The following is a 16233-nucleotide window of genomic DNA, read 5'->3' as shown; positions in this document are numbered from 1 at the left end:
GGCGGTAACTTCTAGGCGAGCGCGGCCATAGCGTCGCGACATGCTCCCGATCTTCCCGGCTCATATCTTCTGCCCTGAAACGGTGACAGCCGGCGTGATGGCGGATGTAGTGTCCGGCGGCACGTCGCTAGCTGGCGAGCAGGACGTGATCGAAGCGGACGGCGGCGGACGGTGGATGATCACCATGTCCGGCATCGCCCTTGATGACCCCTACACACAGCGCCTGTGGAAGGCATGGATGGCGAAGCTTGCGGGCGGCGCCACCCCGGTGCTGGTCCCGCTGCTGTCGGTTGCCACTGGGCCGCGCCCGATCGCCGGGAACGGGTTTGCAACCCCGTCCGACCTGTATGCGAACGACGACTATTTTCCGACTGAGGTGCGGTTCGCCTCCCCCCACATCATAGCGACCATCACAGTGCCTGTTGCCCTGCGTGCGACCACCATGCAGATCACGGTCAGCCAAGGCGGACAGATCCAGCCAGGCATGGATTTCGCTGCAGGGGTCCACGCGTACACCGTGGAAGAGGTGGTCTCACGCTCTGGCCTTAGCGCCACAGTCCGGACTGTTCCGCCCGCGCGAGAAGCTATCACCTCCGGGGCCGCGGCGAACTTCGACTGGCCCTGCGTCGTGTGCCGTCTCGTCCCTGGCCAAAGCCTTGCCGCGCAGATCGTCTCCGGCCTCTACGCCGACACCGAGATCCAGTTCGTGGAGGACACCGCCTATGTCGCGTAGCTTCGACATCGAGGTGCCGCGCCAGGGTGACTGGCTCCGCGAATTCGCCATGACCGGTGACGATGATACTCCGATCAACCTGACGGGAGCGAGTATTGCATGGCAGGCCCGTTCGGTAGGCGGCGTTGGTGCTGTACTTGGCACCGCCGCCGTTTCCATCGTGGAGCCGCTTTCTGGCAGGATCACGGTTCGGTGGCACGGCCCTGACTTCCACGCGATCGGGCTGCCCAGCGAGATCGTCCGCGTCGCCCACGACATGAAGGTCACCTATCCCGACGGCATCGTAGACGTGCCGCTCCGGGGGCAGCTCATCATTTATCCGGAGGTGACGGTATGACCGTCGAGAAGATCGTCGTCACCGGCGCGCGTGGTGAGAGCTATGCAGACGTGCTCCGCCGCATTGGGCTATTCGGCGTTCTGCCGGGCGATAGCGATGCGGAAGCGGTGTCCAAGATCAATGCCGATGCCGCAGCCAGCGCCGCGACGGCAGAGGCCGCAGCGGGCCCGACCTATGCGTCCAAAGCTGCCGGCTTGGCGGCGACAAGCGTGGGTGAGGCATTCGCCGTCGACAACGGCGATGGAACGGTCACCGTCTATCTGAAGGACGGCGACACCAACCCCGCCCAGCGGACGCTCGCCACCACCGCAGCGATCACGGCGGTGACGCGCGATGTGACCTGGAATGGCCCGATCGATCTCACCGGGCTGGTGGATAGCCGCGCCGCTTTGCAGTTGGCTATCAATGCCGGCCTCAATCGCCTACCGGCGGGTACATTCAAGGTCGGCGGCGATCTTGTGGTGCCCGAGACGTGGTGTGGCTTCCTTGAGGGCGCTGGCTCTGGCCTGACACGGCTGGTCTTCACGTCCGGCGGCCTAAAACTGCCGTGCAAAGGCAATCCCAACGGCAGCTACCACATCAAGGGCGTGCGCGGCATGACGATCGCCACCACGACGGTGGGGACAGATACCGCGATCGGCGTCTACCGCACCGATGCGGCGTCGATCGACACTGACATTCTCCTCGAGGATGTAACCGTGATCGGCGCCGACGGCATCTACGGCACGGCGACCGGCCCGGCGAAATACTGGGCAACGCTGGTCAACATCAATCAGTGCCGCTTTGTCACGCTCCGGTCCTGCCGTCTGCATGGCGGCGGTCCAGGCAAGACCGGTGTCGGCATCAAAGCCCATACGACCGACTCCGATGCCCAATTCTTCCTATCGCTCACCGACACGAAGCTGGATGGATGCACGAAAGCATTCGAAATTTCGGGCTGGTGGGAGAGCATCTACATCACGAATTCCATGATCTACGGCTGCCGCGATGGCCTATCGTTCGCGCGCGTCGGCGCCGCCGTCGGTGACTTCTCGATCGAAAATACGGATATTTTCGCGTCCCGCGAGCCGATGGCGCTGTCCAACATCAACAACGTAAACATCGGCGCGGGGGTCAAGCTTGCCCGCGGCTTCATCGAGCCGGGATATAACTCCGCGTTCCAGGAATCTGGCGCAATCGGCAACTCGACCGACGGTTATCACTATCCTGGCGCAGTGCTGAAGGTGTCGAGCTCCGGGGGTGAGGGCCAGGTGTCGATTGACGGGAAGATGTTCTCCGCATTCGGGGACACCACCGACTTCATACGCCTGACGGACATCGTGACCTTCAACGTCAATGCCATCTGCTATGGCGCCGCGACTGGCTCCGGATTGTCGCTCCTCGGCAACACCAAGCAGGGGGGGTGGGGCAACCTTGTCATCGACGCGCGCGGCAGCACCATCGGCTACGGCGTCTCGATCGCCAGCACCTGCGCGGAAATCCAGGGCGGGATCCTCAACACCGATGCGAATGTCCGCATCAACGACCCCGCCGACGTGCTGGGGAAGTACCGTGCTGCATTCAGCGCCTATTCCAGCGCGACGCTCACCGACAAGACCGGCGATGGGTCTTTCTATCTTCCGATCCTTGGCACCGCGGCCTTCAACGCCGGCAGTGGGTACAACCTCGCGACCGGCATTTTCACGGCGCCGTGCGACGGGATCTACCATTTCAATTTCTCGGCAAAGCTCTCAGGGCTGCTTTCGGCGCATACGGACGCAAGCGTGCTTCTCGTCACGCCAGCCGGCAACCGCACGGAGCAGTTCAATCCGTTCGCCGAGGCCGGAACGTCGACACTGAGCCGAGGTGTGTCCGCGACCGTGCAGCTCAACGCAGGGCAGACGGTGAACCCGCTGGTGGTGGTTTCCAACGGCACCAAGGTCGTGGACCTGCTGGGCACCATGGATGGCACCGCCTTCGACGGACACCTCGTCCGCACGCTTTAACCACAAGGAGCGCTACCATGGCAGACGATCAGGCACACCCCCCGCCCCAGCCGACACCGACCCCGACCCCTACGCCGACGCCAACCGGTCCCAAAGACACGACGGAGCAGGGCTGATCATGCAGCACCCCGAATATCTCTACTGGTTCGCCCTGGCGGCGTTCGGGGTGCCTGCGATTGTGTTGGCACGCGCAGTGGTGCCGGCGCTCGCCATGCTTGTCGTGCTGGTGAATATCCTCGCTTGGCGTGCTGGCATCACCTGGCGCGGCGAAGGCCTTATGCTCGCCTGCCTCTATGGGCTGATGCTGACCTCTACCATGCGGATGCGCCTTGGCGCAGCGGAGACGATGGCTGCCGCATTGTGGTCGCCGATGATGGTGTGCGCCATTGCTCAAGCAGCGGGGGCTCTCCCGTCCGCATGCTACTGGGCCATCTACGGCCTCGCCATGGCGCAGGCTATCTTGTTCCTCGGCGCCGGTCGGTGGACCGTTCGTGCCCGTCGCCTAATCACTGAACGCGTCACCCTCCGCCGCGGAGGGCTGCACGCATGCCGGGCGTAGACCTGATGGGACAGCACGGCGGTGAACTCGCGGCGGCCTATGCTGGTGGCTTTGTATCCGCGACCGGGATCATGATGGCTGCCGGGCGGTGGGTCTGGACCAAATTCGGCGACAAGCGGATCGACGAACTCAAAACTGAGCTGGCAGCCGTCAAGGCTGCACGCGAAGACGATCAGCGGGATTATGAACGGCAGCGCGAGCGGGACCGGCTCGAATTCAACCGAATTCTCGATCGCCATGCTGATCGCATCATGGTTCTCGAAGGTCTGCTGATCCAAGCCGGCGGCGGCCTTCGCCAGGCGATGCAGGCCGCCCTTTCCGAAACGAATGTCCGCGTGACCGAGGTCGCGCACGGGGCGGTGAAGCTTGAAGAGGAGCCGAAGCAATGACCGAACTCCGTGAGATCCAGCGGCGCGTCGGCGTGCAAGCGGATGGCGTTCTTGGGCCCGCGACACTTGCCGCGATTGCTAAAGCGCTGGGCATGGACAAGCCCCACGCGCTGGTCGATGCTGGCGCATTCTTCAAGGGCGTTCGCGCTGTCAGTGGGCAGCTTGCCCAGCCTCAGGTCGACACCATCAACGCACTGCTCACCAAGGCCTCGCACTGGCGGCTTTCCTGGCTGGCCTATGGCCTGGCGACCGCATGGCACGAGGCCCGGCTGGTTCCTGTCGAAGAGATCGGCAAGGGCGGCGGCCGGCCCTATGCCAAGCCGGGGAAGTATGGCCAGGCGCAGTATGGGCGCGGGCTCGTGCAGCTGACGTGGGATAAGAACTATGAGCGCGCCGACGAGGAGCTGGGCCTGGATGGAGCGCTGCTGCGAGACTTTAGTGTGGCGCTTCGGCCTGACATCGCGGCAGACATCTTGGTTCGGGGCATGGAAGAGGGCTGGTTCACCGGCAAGAAGCTGGCGGATTATCTTCCCGGCGACACGGCGACCGGCGCGCAGTTCTCCGAGGCTCGCCGCATCATCAACGGCACTGACAGGGCCGACATGATCGCAGGCTATGCGCTCCAGTTCCAGGCGGCGCTTTCAGCAGGAAGTTGGACATGAGCATCCTCAACGCGCTCCGCGGCATCGGCGGCGACTTCGAGGTCCAGCGCGTCATCGGTGCGTTTGGCGCCGTCACCTTCATCGTGAATGCCCCTGCGCTCGTGTGGGCCGGAAAGGTGCAGGTGTCTTTCGAGACGTTCTGCATCGCTTATCCCGCGGGCATCGCAACTGTCATCGCAGCCTGCGCAGGGTCGATCGCGTGGAAGGATCGCCAGGTCGCCAAGGCTAAGGCGCAAACGGAGGCGACCCCATGATCGCTTCCGCCCTCGCCCTTCTCCGCACGCGGACCGGGCAGATCGGCGCCGCGGTGCTGGTCACGCTCATCGGCTTCGGAGTCTGGCTCGCATTCCACGACCGCAAAGTGATCGCCCGACACGAGGCCGGGCAGCAGCAAAAGGCCGCTCCCGCCACAGCGCGCGCCGACGCCGATCGCGCCAAGATTACGGCGATCATCGCCAACGACACGCAGGAGGTGAAGAATGCGCTCGATAAGCTTCCGGATGCTCCGCTCACTGATCGCCAGCGGGCTCGCTTTTGCGCTACCTGGATGCGGCAACACGGGACTCCTTGTCCCCCCGCGCGCTGACATCCAGCCGGCGGCAGAGCCGATCATCACAGCGGAGGCAGCCACGTCGGCAGCCGCGCTCGACGCGTTCGATGTCGCGCATGAGGCGTGGGGAAGGTCCGAGCACGAGAAAGTCGCGAGGATCTGCCGCTTCTATCGCGAGATCGGCGTCAAGCGGCTCATCTGCGAGTGATCTAGACCTTAGCTGCCACCAGCGAGTTGCCGCATGCCAGCGTCTCGAACGTCTTCGCCGGCAACCCAGCTAGGACATCCCGCCACAGATCGCCGCCCGGGGGCTGTGCTGCCAGTTCGGCCACGGTCAGCGACTTCACCCGCGCGCGCTCTGCTTCCGGCAAAGCGGCCAGCAGCTCGTTCAGCGTCCAGGAGATGGTATAGTCCGGTCCTTGGTTGTGCAGCGTGTCGCAAGACTCGACCGCCCAACCATCGCTGAACATCCGCCGGAGCCCCTCGCGCGTGGCGTTGTAATAGTGGCTGGGGTAGCCATGCACCGGCTGCAGGAACGGCCAGTCAATGAACACCTTGCCGCCTGGTTTTAGCATGCGGCGGAACTCGGCCGCGACCTTCCATGGCTCCTCGACATGTTCCAGCACCGCGAAGCAGCCGATCCCGTCGAGTGAATTGCTCGCGATGGGATAGCGGCAGTCCGGCTCCATCACGATGTCCGCCGACCGAGAGCGGTAGACCTCAAGGTACAAGCAGTTGGGTTCGATGGACGAGCGGAGGCCGCAACCCACGTCGAGATAGAGCTTGTCGGGATTGGCGCGGATCTCTTCGATAAATGGGGCAAAGCCGTGATTCGCCGATTCGCCGTCATATTCGCCGACGTCGTAGGCTTCACCGCCGAACGACACCGGGAAAGATGCCTCGTGTTCAATGAAGGCGAACGCCTTGCCCTCGCCGCCGGCCCGTGGATCGAGGATGGATTCAAAGCGTCGAAACCGCTCTTGCAAGACGGACAGAGGCAAAGGCTCCGCTGGCGGGCCAAACTGCTTCCGGCCCTCGTAAATGCCGTGCTTCTCGAAATGCTCCCTTGCGGACATGCCCAGCTTTACTGCCTCGGCGACATCAGGGTTCGCGGCGGCATAGCGCTCGGCATCAAAATTGTCTGGGGTGGCGAGCTCAAGGATCATGTGGGCTGGATGCCATGAAAACCCTGACCTTGCTAGCCACAAGCCATTGACGGCGGTAACTTGTAGAAGCTCGAGGTGCGACCACGGCTGAAACTGCCGAGGAACCGTCGTGGCGCTGAACGCTCTCACCCTTGCCGTTACCCAGGGCGTCGTCGGGCGACCCTTTTTTTCCGCTGTCAACGGCATCACCTATCGCGACCGCGTTCAGGTGCTGGTCGATGGCTCGCCGGGCGGGAGCTACGTCAACGGCGTCGTCTCATTCGCGTCACTCCCCTACCCGACCTCCACCATCGTCCTGCGCGAGTACGAGCCCGGCGTCGGTGTGGGCTATCGCGATAGTCGCATCGATATCACCGGCGCGACATCGTCCGCACTGCGGGCTCAGGCGCTCGCCTCTCTGTCGAATGGCCGCACGCTGCGGAATTGGCGCGTCGGCTCGGTTCGCCAGCCTGATGGCAGCTATGTCTACTCGCTATTCGTCGAAGATGACCTCGGCGCCACGCCGCAGTTGTCGATCGGCAGCGGCACCCCGACGCCGACACCCGCCCCTACACTAGGCACGCCGGTGCTGTCCGGCACCCTCACGCAAGGCGCGGCCGCCTCGGGCGTGAACCTGCTCGGCCTGACCGACGGCAGCACCGTAACGTTCAATATCGCGGGCCTTACGATCGGGACCAGCGGCACGACCCGGGCGATCACCGGCACGCCAGCCACGTCAGGCCCACTGATCGCGACCGAAACGCTCGCCGGCGCAACGAACAGCCCGAACCCGACGACCATCGGCAGCGTCATCGCCGCGTCTGCCACCAACACGATCACCGCGGACGGGTATTCGGTGGCGGGCAATAGCCTGTTGCCGAATGCCACGTACACGGTCACCCGGGCGGGCTTCGACAGCACTGGCGCGCCGACCACGTACACCGAGACCGTCAACAACACCGGGCCGTATTTCCAGGTCGCACCGACGCTCGCGCCGTCGACCACAGTCTCCGTGCTCTCGGCCACCATCTGGAGCCACGACAGCATCGTCGGGCTCGCGAACAACAGCCCCGACGCTGCGCCGAAGCCGATCGTTCTGTGGCAACAGCTTGATCGGCGGATCGTCAAGGGCAGGGTGAAGGGCAGCCTCGTTGCGTACCACTTCGCGGCCCGCAACGGTAAGCCGGTGGCGCTGGTCAAGCTGCTGGTCAGCGATGGCACCAACACCATCACCGTGAACATCACGGACCCCACCGTCGATACGACCCAGCCGAACCGCGACGCAGACGGAATCAAGGTCTGGGAATACAACTACGATGTAGACGTTTCGACGCTGGCAAACGGCCCAATCACCGTCAATGCCGAGGTCTATCCGTGGCAGGGTGACGCGACCAGCGTTGCCAAGAGCGTCGATGGCGTGGCGGACAGCAAGGGCTTCTGCACACAGAAGTTCCTGAAGGACGGCACGATCTACGCCGAGAACGGCATCCGCAATTACGTCTACCACGACGCGACCACCGGTAACGACTCGACAGCCTATGTCGGCCCGGATCCTGCGCTTGCGAAGGCCAGCCCGGCGCAGACCGAGGCCGGCGGCTGGAACCGGGCGGTTGCGGTGCTGACGGCTACCGGCCTTGATGGCCTTGGCATGTTCTATGGGGCCGGTACGTGGGAACCGCCGGGAGGTATCGTAACTCGCGGAAACAGCTACGAAATCACCGTGCAGCGCGATCCAGCGGTCCCGAAGGCCAACGTGATCTATGGCTTCGGCACTGCCGGGTATAATGGCCGCTGCGACTATCTGGGCATCCGCGACATTACTATGAAGCGTCTCGGCACGAACCAGCTGAAAAACAAGCGCTGGTCTATTCGTGATGTTGACTTCGATCCCAACGGCTTCACGGGAACGCCTTTCTGGACCAATGGCTCGTTCTCCATTGAGGGCAACGTTACGTTCCTGAGTGGCGCGGGCGGGGCAATGCTGCCGGCCCTTACGTCCGAAATGCGGATGATGCGGGGACTGACCACGACTGGTTACGCCAGTTTCGAGGTATACAATATTGTCGGGTGCCGTCTTGAGGGTGGGGTTATCTCCATGGTCGCGAACCGGACGGCGGGATATTTCGACGGCTTTATTGTCTATAGCAATAAGTTCATGAAGCTGAACGGAAGCAATGACTTCTTCGGAATGTCCGAGACGGTAAACGGAGCCCTGCTCGCCAATAACGTTTTTGAATGGATCAGCGGCACTGGCCCAAGCGTCCGGTTCAGCGGCGATAATCGAACGAACAACCTGCGAAACGTTCATGCCGTGCATAATACGTTCGTCGGTGCGCAGAACAGCGGGCGCATCAATTGGCTGTACGATGAAAACGCGACGACACCGCGCACCCACAAATACAATACGTTCCACAACAACATTGTCGGCCAGCTGAACACCAAAAACGGCTGGTTCCTGTACCTGATGCAGAGCATCGCTGATGGGCGCACGGGAGGCCTGGAGTTCTTCCACGGCGTGAACGTCTCGGGAACCTTCACGATGATGGTCGATGCCGGGCCTAATCGCGTGGACTTCCGCCAGTATTACCCTGGCCGCGCCGCGCAGATGACGACGACCACCAACGTCTACACGGACCCGAAGTTCGTCAACAACCAAGGCATCAAGTGGAGCGGATCGGCAACCGTCAACGGCACCGGCGGGGGCGACTACTCCCTCGCGGCGGACAGCCCCTGCAAGAACGCCGGCATTTTCCGGGTGCTGCCCGGCGGGATCAATGGCGTGGCTTACACGGCGACGCCGAACCTCGGGGCCTTTGGCTAAAGGAGTGCTAGTATGAGCCTGCTTACCCTGGCAGCGGCAATCACGTCGCTGGTTGTCGGAACGCCCGCCGAACTAACGGTCGCCCTCAAGAACGCCAAGGGAGGGGAGCGCATCGCTCTCCTCCCCGGCAACTACGGGCAGGTCGTCGTACAGAGCCGCACTTGGTGGAATCCTGTGACGGTCGAGAGCGCCGATCCGCAGCGGCCGGCGACCATTGCCCGGCTGGTGACGCAGAACACGACCGGCATGACCTTCAACGGCATCGAGTTCACCCGCATCCGGGGGAGCGAGCCGAAATACAACAAGCTCATCGAGATCAGCGGCGGCGCATACATTCGCTTCAACGGCGGGAGCGTGCACGGCTCGCTGAACAACGACCCGAGCGACGATCTACAGGGAATGATCATCCGGGGCAGCAATGGCTTCTCGGTGAATGGCGTCGCCTTCACGGACCTGTACATCGGGCTGACCTGCGACGACTGCTCGAACTTTGGCATCCAGGGCAACATGTTCACGTTCATCGGATCGGATGCGATCGACATTCCCGGCGCGCGTGGCGGCAAGATTCTGCTGAACACCTTCCGCGATTACCGCCCGCTCCCCGGCGAGCATCCGGACGGCATTCAGTGCTGGACCACGCGGAAGCCATCGGGTTGCAAGGATGTGCTGATCTTCCGCAACACGTTCCAAAGCAGCGCCGGGCACGAGTTCCAGGGGATCATGTTCGGCGACGAAGATGGCGTCGGCGGCTACGACCGCATCCGCATCGAATACAACGTGTTCAGCGGGACCATGTGGAACGCGGTAAGCCTGGCACGCGGCACTGAACAGTATATCCTGAACAACCGCATCACGGCTGGTCCTAACTACGCGCCGTGGTTCCGCACAGTCTCGCCGGTCACGATCACCGGCAACAGCGCCCCTGATTATCTGGTGGAGGGCAAGCGCGGCGTTCCGGCTGGTAATGTGATCGGGGGCCGGTACGTGCGCTAGGATCGCTCTGCCTAACCGCACCACCGCATAAACCCAGCCGCCGCGATCAGGAGGGCTGCATACCCCCCCCTGATCGTGCGGGTGTCAGCGAGCAGGCGCATCGCTCTTGGCTTCGTCCTTGGGCTTGCGCTCCCTTGAGACGGGGCGGGTGGGCTCTGGCAGCGGCTTGTCCGACAGCGCCGCAAACATCGCGCGGTGGCGGATGCGAAACTCTTCTGCCCACGATTCGTCTGACATACGTCCTCCTTGTGGGGTGCTTTTACACAAATTGCGGCTCGCGCTCCATCTTATCCATTGGGGGTGTCTCCTAGGGCTGCCTTCCATTGACGGTAACGGGTGCTGGTTTCGCTACCGCGCTTCCACATGATCATGTCTCGGGTCACCCAATTCTCATGGAACGGCCCCTTCCCGTAAACCTGATAGCGGATAAGCACCTTGTCGCCGCCGTCGTCCTGCAACACCTCGCAGTCATCGGTGTCCGGCCCTGGCCAACCTATGATGTGGAGGACATGCTCGTTCGGCAGGAAGCGAAACACGCCTTCGGAGGTTCGCTCTGGCTTATCCATTGGGGATCTCCTTTAAGGGGGTGGCTTTGGAGAGGATGGCGCGAACCTGTTCAGTGAGCCAATAATCCGCTGCTACCTTGCGCCCGCAACTATCGTTGTCGTCGGCCCCGCAGATCGAGCATATGCTCTCTGGGGCGGGCGGCCGTGGCTTGTCGTATGGGCAAACGGAAGCCATCCTGTCCCGTGTCTCAAGCGTCTCTCTCAGTCTCTCTACCAGTTCCATTGTCAGGGTCCTTCCGCTGGTGTTTGGGCGATTGGCTACGCCACCGCGCTTTCGTCCCTTCGGGATCAAGCCGCGTGCCGCGTCTTGCCGCTCCGCGCTTCAATCGCTATCGCGCAGCTCCGCCATGCCCTCGACGCCGCTCATCATGACGCCGCCAGCCATGATCATGCTTGGAGCCCATCCGCCGCGACAGATCGGCAGCCAATGCTCATAGGACGCGCCATCACCCGCAAACGCGCTAGCGTTGTTGTCGGCTAGCCAGCGGGCAAGCTCTTCCGGCGTTTCAAACGCAGGCGAGATAGGCGTGCCTTCCGAAGTGTCCTCATACATCATGAGGTGCGTCCGCTGCTCCTTGGGCCAGTTGGGCATATAGTCATCTGGCGACGGGCGCGAGCCGGCATAGTCGGTGTAGCGCATGTGGCGGTGCTTTTCTTCGATCGGCTCCCACTCCGGACCGTCTCCGTACGCGCGGCATATGCCATCCTGCCACTTAGCCCATTCCTCATCCCATTCTGCGGCGCGCTGTTCGTAATCGCTGCCCTCAAAAAGCGGGACGTAAGTCATCTCACGGCGATATTCGTTGTAGGTCTTAGGATGCTGCCAATCGGCAGGCACGCGGCGCACTTCACGGCCCATATCAGTTCTCCTTGCGCGAGGGATTGAAGCCGGCACGGGCGAGACGCGCAGCGGCTCGATGCGAAGCACGAAAGCCCGGGGCCTCTGGCACGCGCCCATCTTCATTAGTCGTCACAACCCTTCCTCCTTCATCCTATCAGGGGTGGAGAGAGCGGCAGCAGCATCATTCGCGGCGTTCTGAATCCAGTCCAGCGGGGTGTTGCCCTTGAACCGATGGTCGTAGGGAGGCGTTTCCTCATCCCAGTCTTCGGTGCTGTGATAGGCCTTTCCTGCCCGAGCGACTGCCGACAGGATCAGGTCAATCTCAAACACGCCGGTCGGCTCAAAGTCGATGTAATACCCGCTGAGGTTCAGCGGCTTTTCTGCTTCCTCGCTCACATCATCCTCCTATCTCTACCTCTGTGGGGTGGCGGGTCATGCGGCAGAGGGTGCAGCGGGAAGCGGCATCCAGTGGGTCGGCGGCTTGGTTAGGAAATCTCTAGCGCCAAAAACGCGATCTCTGGTTCCCCATCGGGGGATGGGATTTTTTGCGTATTTGTCGTCATCCCACCGGACAATAACCGGTGTGCCATTGAATTGCGTACACCAGGCAAGGATATCCGTCCCATCCTTCGGCGCGCTTTCAATCGGCATCCATTCCATCACGGTTTCCTCTACTATCTCACGGGTCACTTGAGGGTGCCTTTCGCGTTGGCTTGCCGGTGCAGAAGATACGCCAAGTTATCAGCCTGCTCGACAACGCCGTCCGCATAGTCTGTCTCTGCGCTATCTTCCCCAAGCTCGGCGATCATGTCGCTCAGCAAATCCTGGCTCTTCAGGAGCAGCGTTACAGCCCTGCGCTCCCACTGCCGCCACTTGCGCACGGATACGGTCTCACGGGTCATGCGGCTGCACTCAGGCGGGCGATCTCCGCGCGGTAAGCTTGCGGTAAAAGTGCGGGAAACAGGCCGGATGTTCCGCCTGTGTTCACGGTAGCGCCGATGCAGAAACGGCAGAAAACCGTCACTTTTTCGGGTATGCGCAAGCTTCCCAAGCTTACGACGAGGGTTCGATTCCCTTCACCCGCTCCAGCCCCTTGCTAGAGCCAGCCCAGCGCCCGGAAGCTCGCTGTCTCACCCCGCGCCAGCACCAGATGATCCAGCAGCCGCACGTCCACTGGCTCCAGCGCGCGCAGCAGCCGTCGCGTGGTTTCCCGGTCGGCAGCGCTGGGCCTGGGATCGCCGCTCGGGTGATTATGTGCCATCAGCACCGCCGCCGCATCGAAGGCGAGCGCATCGGCCACCACCCGGCGAACAGGCACGTCGACGGCGTCCACCTGCCCTACTTGCAAATGCCGCATGCCCAGCAGCCGACCGTCGCGGGCAAGATAGGCAAAGGCGGCGATTTCGACCGGTGCCGTTCCGAGCCGGGCGAACAATGCCTGCGCGGCCGGTGCGTCGACGATATAAGGGGCCTGCGAGCAAGGCGGCATGGCCCTTCCCTGCCACCATGGTCCTGCGGGCCATACCGCAACCCGCTCCGAAGCGGAGCAATGGGCCGACGCGCGAAGGCGGATGACTCGCGCGCCTGCCGCCGCTAGGCTTCGCCGATGCGTCAATATCTCGATCTGATGGCCCGCGCGCTCCACGACGGCGTGGAGGTGATGGACCGCACCGGTACCGGCACGCGCAGCGTGTTCGGCGCGCAGATGCGCTTCGATCTGCGGGAAGGCTTCCCGCTGCTCACCACCAAGAAGCTCCATATCCGTTCGATCCTGATCGAACTGCTCTGGTTCCTGCGCGGCGACACCAATGTCCGCTGGCTGCAGGAACGCAAGGTGAGCATCTGGGACGAATGGGCCGACGAGAATGGCGATCTCGGGCCCGTTTATGGCAAGCAGTGGCGCGATTGGGAGACGGCGGACGGCCGCCATATCGACCAGATCGCCGAGCTGATCGAAACGCTGAAGACCAACCCCGCCTCGCGCCGGATGATCGTTTCCGCCTGGAACCCGGGCGAGCTGGGCGCGATGGCGCTGGCCCCGTGCCACTGCCTGTTCCAGTGCCATGTCGCCAATGGTCGGCTGAGCCTGCAGCTCTACCAGCGCTCCGCCGACATCTTCCTCGGCGTGCCGTTCAACATCGCCAGCTACGCGCTGCTCACCCATCTGCTGGCGCAGCAGGCCGGGCTGGAGGTGGGCGACTTCATCTGGACCGGCGGCGACTGCCACCTCTACCTCAACCATCTTGAGCAGGCCCAGGAGCAACTCAGCCGCACGCCGGGTCCGCTGCCGCGGCTGGAGATCCTCCGCAAGGCGCCGTCGATCGACGCGTACGAGTATGAGGATTTCGCGATCCACGACTATGTCGCGCAGCCGCACATCAAGGCGCCCGTCGCGATATGATCAGCTTCCACCTGGCCCGCGCCGACAATGGCGTGATCGGCCGCGACGGCCAGCTGCCCTGGCGACTGCCCGCCGACCTGAAGCGCTTCAAGGCGCAGACGATGGGGCGGCCGATGATCATGGGCCGCAAGACCTTCGAGTCCTTCCCCGCGCCGCTGCCGGGCCGGCGGCACATCGTGCTGACCCGCGATGCCGCCTGGCGGGCGGAAGGCGCGGAGGTCGCCCATGACATCGGGCAAGCGCTGGCGCTGGCGGGCATGGACGCGGCGGTGATCGGCGGCGCGGAGATCTTCGCGCTGTTCCTCGATCGCGCCGATCGCATCGAACTCACCGAAGTCCATCTCGATGCCGAGGGGGACGCCCATGTCCCCGCCTTCGATCCGGTCGCTTGGGAAGAAATCACGCGGGAGGAACATCCCGCCGAGGGCGGTCGCCCGGCCTATGCCTTCGTGACGCTGGCGCGGCGCGGATGAAGCGACCGATCCTGATCGGCATGGCCGCGGTGCTTGCCATCGCCGCCTTCGGCTTTTTCGGGATCGCACCGGCAGTGGTGGAAGCAGGGATGAACCGGGTGGCGCCGTCCGCCCTGCCCCGGGTCACGGCGCAGACCCGCGCGCTCCACGCCGGGCTCGCGATTGCCGACCTGCACGCCGATACGCTGCTGTGGCGGCGCAACCTGCTCGACCGCGCGGACCGCGGGCAGGTGGATCTGCCCCGGCTGCAGGCGGGCAATGTCGCGCTGCAGGTCTTCTCCTCCGTCACGAAGACCCCGCGGCACCAGAATTACGACGCCAACGACGCGAACAGCGACAACATCACCCTGCTCGCGATCGCCCAGCTCCAGCCGCCGCGCACCTGGGGATCGCTGCTCGAACGCTCGCTCTGGCATGCAACCAAGCTGGCGCGCGCCGCCGATGCGTCGAACGGCCAGCTCCGGCTGATCCGCACGCCCGCCGATCTCGACCGGCTGCTTGCCGATCGCGCTGCGGGGCGGAGGGTGACCGGCGGGCTGCTCTCGATCGAGGGGCTGCAGGATCTGGAGGGCAAACCTGCCAATCTCGACCGGCTCTACGCTGCGGGCTTCCGCATGGCGGGCTTCGCGCATTTCTTCGATACCGAGGCGGCTGGTTCCATGCACGGGCGCGCAAAGGGCGGCCTGACGCCGCTGGGGCGGCAGGTGCTGCGCCGGATGGAATCCCTGGGCATGATCGTCGACGTCGCCCATGCCAGCCATGCGGCCGTGGCGGACATCCTCGCCATGGCGCGGCGGCCGGTCGTCTCCAGCCATGGCGGCGTGCAGGCGACGTGCAAGGTCAACCGAAACCTGACCGACGACGAGATTCGGGGCATCGCCCGCACCGGCGGCGTGATCGGGATCGGCTATTGGGAAGCGGCGGTCTGCTCGACCAGCCCCAAGGCCGTGGCCGAAGCGATCGCCCATGTCCGCGATCTTGTGGGAATCGACCATGTCGGGCTCGGATCGGACTTTGACGGCGCGGTGACGACGGGCTTCGATGCCTCGCAGCTGGTCGTGGTGACGCAGGCGCTGGTCGATCGCGGCTTCTCCGAACAGGAAATCGCCAAGGTGATCGGGGGCAACGCCCTGCGCGTGCTGTGCGCCGGGATGGCGCCCGCAAGCTCTATCGTTGGTTGAACGCAACGAAGGCTTCACATTATGTCGAAGTCACTATATCTCTCATCATTGTCAAAATCCTGAGGCATAACGAATCCATCTGGGAGAATGGAAATGCGCAACGATGCAAGCGACTCAGCAGAAGCGAAAGCAAGCGAATTCATCCGTGAGGCAGAAGATGCCAGCATCTTCAGAATGGGCTTCATCGCCATGATATTCATCGTATTAGTGGCTTATATCGGATTGCTTGGCTTCTATATCTTTGCACGCATATCAGATGCTGAAGGATTTAAGCATTTCACCTTCCTCATCCAAGAAGCAGGCGCGACAAACTTATTTGGCGTTCCACTCGCCGCCGGGGCAGCTTTCGGCATCGTGACCTTGTTCGAACACCTCTCAGCCGCGAGGCGATTGGATGGCGACATCGCGTTCAAGATATTCAGTCTGCAATTTTCCGGCCCCGCGGGCCCCGCTACGCTTTGGATCGCCTGCTTTCTGACTCTACTGGTCGGGATCAAGGTAGCCGCGGACATCGATGCTCAGAAAGCCGGCGCAGCCGCGAAAGCGGACATCAGGATCGAAGCACCCGCACGGCATTGATAACCCCACCCCATTGGC

Annotated in this window: 22 protein-coding genes; 14 read left to right on the top strand and 8 right to left on the bottom strand. The window is 63.3% G+C overall.

The genetic code is table 11. From position 1 onward, the window contains the following. Positions 1–40: 40 nt before the first annotated feature. The 8 genes from V7E00_RS03565 (at position 41) to V7E00_RS03530 (ending at position 5251) form a co-directional block, all read left to right on the top strand. Positions 41–733 carry a hypothetical protein gene (locus V7E00_RS03565; RefSeq protein ID WP_333571303.1) on the top strand — a complete coding sequence of 231 codons (693 nt, stop codon included), beginning with the start codon at positions 41–43 and terminating at the stop codon, positions 731–733. Beyond that, positions 723–1070, top strand: a complete 348-nt coding sequence (locus tag V7E00_RS03560) for a hypothetical protein (protein WP_333571302.1) — start codon at positions 723–725, stop codon at positions 1068–1070. Before V7E00_RS03565 ends, V7E00_RS03560 begins: the two co-directional genes overlap by 11 nt. Further along, positions 1067–3055, top strand: coding sequence for a C1q-like domain-containing protein (locus V7E00_RS03555; protein ID WP_333571301.1), 1989 nt, complete (start codon positions 1067–1069; stop codon positions 3053–3055). Before V7E00_RS03560 ends, V7E00_RS03555 begins: the two co-directional genes overlap by 4 nt. A 118-nt stretch (positions 3056–3173) precedes the next feature. Beyond that, positions 3174–3614: a hypothetical protein gene (locus tag V7E00_RS03550; protein ID WP_333571300.1), complete on the top strand. Its 441-nt coding sequence runs from the start codon at positions 3174–3176 to the stop codon at positions 3612–3614. Next, entirely contained in the window at positions 3602–4003 is a 402-nt protein-coding gene (locus tag V7E00_RS03545) for a hypothetical protein (RefSeq protein WP_333571299.1), read from the top strand. The genes V7E00_RS03550 and V7E00_RS03545 overlap by 13 nt, the downstream gene beginning before the upstream one ends. After that, positions 4000–4665, top strand: coding sequence for a hypothetical protein (locus tag V7E00_RS03540; RefSeq protein WP_333571298.1), 666 nt, complete (start codon positions 4000–4002; stop codon positions 4663–4665). The genes V7E00_RS03545 and V7E00_RS03540 overlap by 4 nt, the downstream gene beginning before the upstream one ends. Beyond that, on the top strand, positions 4662–4919 hold the full coding sequence (locus V7E00_RS03535; RefSeq protein ID WP_333571297.1) for a hypothetical protein: 258 nt from the start codon (positions 4662–4664) through the stop codon (positions 4917–4919). Before V7E00_RS03540 ends, V7E00_RS03535 begins: the two co-directional genes overlap by 4 nt. Further along, complete coding sequence (locus V7E00_RS03530) at positions 4916–5251, top strand: hypothetical protein (RefSeq protein WP_333571296.1); 336 nt, start codon at positions 4916–4918, stop codon at positions 5249–5251. Before V7E00_RS03535 ends, V7E00_RS03530 begins: the two co-directional genes overlap by 4 nt. Positions 5252–5424: 173 nt before the next feature. On the opposite strand, the gene V7E00_RS03525 is transcribed toward V7E00_RS03530, so the two are convergent. Then, complete coding sequence (locus V7E00_RS03525) at positions 5425–6381, bottom strand: methyltransferase domain-containing protein (RefSeq protein WP_333571295.1); 957 nt, start codon at positions 6379–6381, stop codon at positions 5425–5427. A gap of 109 nt (positions 6382–6490) precedes the next feature. On the opposite strand from V7E00_RS03525, the gene V7E00_RS03520 reads away from it, so the two are divergent. Beyond that, a complete protein-coding gene (locus tag V7E00_RS03520) occupies positions 6491–9181 on the top strand; it encodes a hypothetical protein (RefSeq protein ID WP_333571294.1) in 2691 nt (896 codons plus the stop codon). 12 nt (positions 9182–9193) lie between these two features. Then, the gene (locus V7E00_RS03515; protein WP_333571293.1) at positions 9194–10174 is read left to right on the top strand and encodes a right-handed parallel beta-helix repeat-containing protein; all 981 of its coding nucleotides are present in this window, start codon (positions 9194–9196) and stop codon (positions 10172–10174) included. An 84-nt stretch (positions 10175–10258) separates the two neighbouring features. Here the strand turns inward: V7E00_RS03515 and V7E00_RS03510 are convergent, their stop codons facing one another. From V7E00_RS03510 to V7E00_RS03485, 7 genes are all read right to left on the bottom strand, one after another. After that, on the bottom strand, positions 10259–10411 hold the full coding sequence (locus tag V7E00_RS03510) for a hypothetical protein (RefSeq protein WP_333571292.1): 153 nt from the start codon (positions 10409–10411) through the stop codon (positions 10259–10261). Positions 10412–10461: 50 nt separating this feature from the next. Continuing rightward, positions 10462–10740: a hypothetical protein gene (locus V7E00_RS03505; protein ID WP_333571291.1), complete on the bottom strand. Its 279-nt coding sequence runs from the start codon at positions 10738–10740 to the stop codon at positions 10462–10464. Positions 10741–11062: 322 nt separating this feature from the next. Then, positions 11063–11599: a hypothetical protein gene (locus tag V7E00_RS03500; protein WP_333571290.1), complete on the bottom strand. Its 537-nt coding sequence runs from the start codon at positions 11597–11599 to the stop codon at positions 11063–11065. Positions 11600–11710: 111 nt separating this feature from the next. After that, positions 11711–11977, bottom strand: a complete 267-nt coding sequence (locus V7E00_RS03495) for a hypothetical protein (RefSeq protein ID WP_333571289.1) — start codon at positions 11975–11977, stop codon at positions 11711–11713. A 36-nt stretch (positions 11978–12013) separates the two neighbouring features. Beyond that, positions 12014–12232, bottom strand: coding sequence for a DUF551 domain-containing protein (locus V7E00_RS20035; protein WP_443019168.1), 219 nt, complete (start codon positions 12230–12232; stop codon positions 12014–12016). 35 nt (positions 12233–12267) lie between these two features. Further along, positions 12268–12483, bottom strand: a complete 216-nt coding sequence (locus tag V7E00_RS03490) for a hypothetical protein (RefSeq protein WP_333571288.1) — start codon at positions 12481–12483, stop codon at positions 12268–12270. A 194-nt stretch (positions 12484–12677) separates the two neighbouring features. Next, positions 12678–13070 carry a JAB domain-containing protein gene (locus V7E00_RS03485; RefSeq protein WP_333571287.1) on the bottom strand — a complete coding sequence of 131 codons (393 nt, stop codon included), beginning with the start codon at positions 13068–13070 and terminating at the stop codon, positions 12678–12680. Between the two features lie 117 nt (positions 13071–13187). Between V7E00_RS03485 and V7E00_RS03480 the strand changes: the two genes are divergently transcribed. The 4 genes from V7E00_RS03480 (at position 13188) to V7E00_RS03465 (ending at position 16215) form a co-directional block, all read left to right on the top strand. After that, complete coding sequence (locus tag V7E00_RS03480) at positions 13188–13982, top strand: thymidylate synthase (protein WP_333571286.1); 795 nt, start codon at positions 13188–13190, stop codon at positions 13980–13982. Continuing rightward, a complete protein-coding gene (locus V7E00_RS03475) occupies positions 13979–14455 on the top strand; it encodes a dihydrofolate reductase (RefSeq protein ID WP_333571285.1) in 477 nt (158 codons plus the stop codon). Before V7E00_RS03480 ends, V7E00_RS03475 begins: the two co-directional genes overlap by 4 nt. Continuing rightward, positions 14452–15636 carry a dipeptidase gene (locus V7E00_RS03470; RefSeq protein ID WP_333571284.1) on the top strand — a complete coding sequence of 395 codons (1185 nt, stop codon included), beginning with the start codon at positions 14452–14454 and terminating at the stop codon, positions 15634–15636. Before V7E00_RS03475 ends, V7E00_RS03470 begins: the two co-directional genes overlap by 4 nt. A 93-nt stretch (positions 15637–15729) precedes the next feature. Continuing rightward, a complete protein-coding gene (locus V7E00_RS03465; RefSeq protein ID WP_333571283.1) occupies positions 15730–16215 on the top strand; it encodes a hypothetical protein in 486 nt (161 codons plus the stop codon). Positions 16216–16233: the final 18 nt, after the last annotated feature.

The sequence above is a fragment of the Sphingomonas sp. genome (genome assembly GCF_036731925.1).
Classification (GTDB): Bacteria; Pseudomonadota; Alphaproteobacteria; order Sphingomonadales; family Sphingomonadaceae; genus Sphingomonas.
The sequence above is the reverse complement of the archived record's forward strand: the minus strand, read 5'-3'. Positions and strand labels throughout refer to the sequence as shown.

What these genes read in the sequence shown, in the direction of transcription:
- V7E00_RS03565 (WP_333571303.1), top strand. Translation starts at nt 41, where the DNA reads ATGCTCCCGATCTTCCCGGCTCATATCTTCTGCCCTGAAACGGTGACA.
- V7E00_RS03560 (WP_333571302.1), top strand. Translation starts at nt 723, where the DNA reads ATGTCGCGTAGCTTCGACATCGAGGTGCCGCGCCAGGGTGACTGGCTC.
- V7E00_RS03555 (WP_333571301.1), top strand. Translation starts at nt 1,067, where the DNA reads ATGACCGTCGAGAAGATCGTCGTCACCGGCGCGCGTGGTGAGAGCTAT.
- V7E00_RS03550 (WP_333571300.1), top strand. Translation starts at nt 3,174, where the DNA reads ATGCAGCACCCCGAATATCTCTACTGGTTCGCCCTGGCGGCGTTCGGG.
- V7E00_RS03545 (WP_333571299.1), top strand. Translation starts at nt 3,602, where the DNA reads ATGCCGGGCGTAGACCTGATGGGACAGCACGGCGGTGAACTCGCGGCG.
- V7E00_RS03540 (WP_333571298.1), top strand. Translation starts at nt 4,000, where the DNA reads ATGACCGAACTCCGTGAGATCCAGCGGCGCGTCGGCGTGCAAGCGGAT.
- V7E00_RS03535 (WP_333571297.1), top strand. Translation starts at nt 4,662, where the DNA reads ATGAGCATCCTCAACGCGCTCCGCGGCATCGGCGGCGACTTCGAGGTC.
- V7E00_RS03530 (WP_333571296.1), top strand. Translation starts at nt 4,916, where the DNA reads ATGATCGCTTCCGCCCTCGCCCTTCTCCGCACGCGGACCGGGCAGATC.
- V7E00_RS03525 (WP_333571295.1), bottom strand. Translation starts at nt 6,381, where the DNA reads ATGATCCTTGAGCTCGCCACCCCAGACAATTTTGATGCCGAGCGCTAT.
- V7E00_RS03515 (WP_333571293.1), top strand. Translation starts at nt 9,194, where the DNA reads ATGAGCCTGCTTACCCTGGCAGCGGCAATCACGTCGCTGGTTGTCGGA.
- V7E00_RS03510 (WP_333571292.1), bottom strand. Translation starts at nt 10,411, where the DNA reads ATGTCAGACGAATCGTGGGCAGAAGAGTTTCGCATCCGCCACCGCGCG.
- V7E00_RS03505 (WP_333571291.1), bottom strand. Translation starts at nt 10,740, where the DNA reads ATGGATAAGCCAGAGCGAACCTCCGAAGGCGTGTTTCGCTTCCTGCCG.
- V7E00_RS03500 (WP_333571290.1), bottom strand. Translation starts at nt 11,599, where the DNA reads ATGGGCCGTGAAGTGCGCCGCGTGCCTGCCGATTGGCAGCATCCTAAG.
- V7E00_RS20035 (WP_443019168.1), bottom strand. Translation starts at nt 12,232, where the DNA reads ATGCCGATTGAAAGCGCGCCGAAGGATGGGACGGATATCCTTGCCTGG.
- V7E00_RS03490 (WP_333571288.1), bottom strand. Translation starts at nt 12,483, where the DNA reads ATGACCCGTGAGACCGTATCCGTGCGCAAGTGGCGGCAGTGGGAGCGC.
- V7E00_RS03485 (WP_333571287.1), bottom strand. Translation starts at nt 13,070, where the DNA reads ATGCCGCCTTGCTCGCAGGCCCCTTATATCGTCGACGCACCGGCCGCG.
- V7E00_RS03480 (WP_333571286.1), top strand. Translation starts at nt 13,188, where the DNA reads ATGCGTCAATATCTCGATCTGATGGCCCGCGCGCTCCACGACGGCGTG.
- V7E00_RS03475 (WP_333571285.1), top strand. Translation starts at nt 13,979, where the DNA reads ATGATCAGCTTCCACCTGGCCCGCGCCGACAATGGCGTGATCGGCCGC.
- V7E00_RS03470 (WP_333571284.1), top strand. Translation starts at nt 14,452, where the DNA reads ATGAAGCGACCGATCCTGATCGGCATGGCCGCGGTGCTTGCCATCGCC.
- V7E00_RS03465 (WP_333571283.1), top strand. Translation starts at nt 15,730, where the DNA reads ATGCGCAACGATGCAAGCGACTCAGCAGAAGCGAAAGCAAGCGAATTC.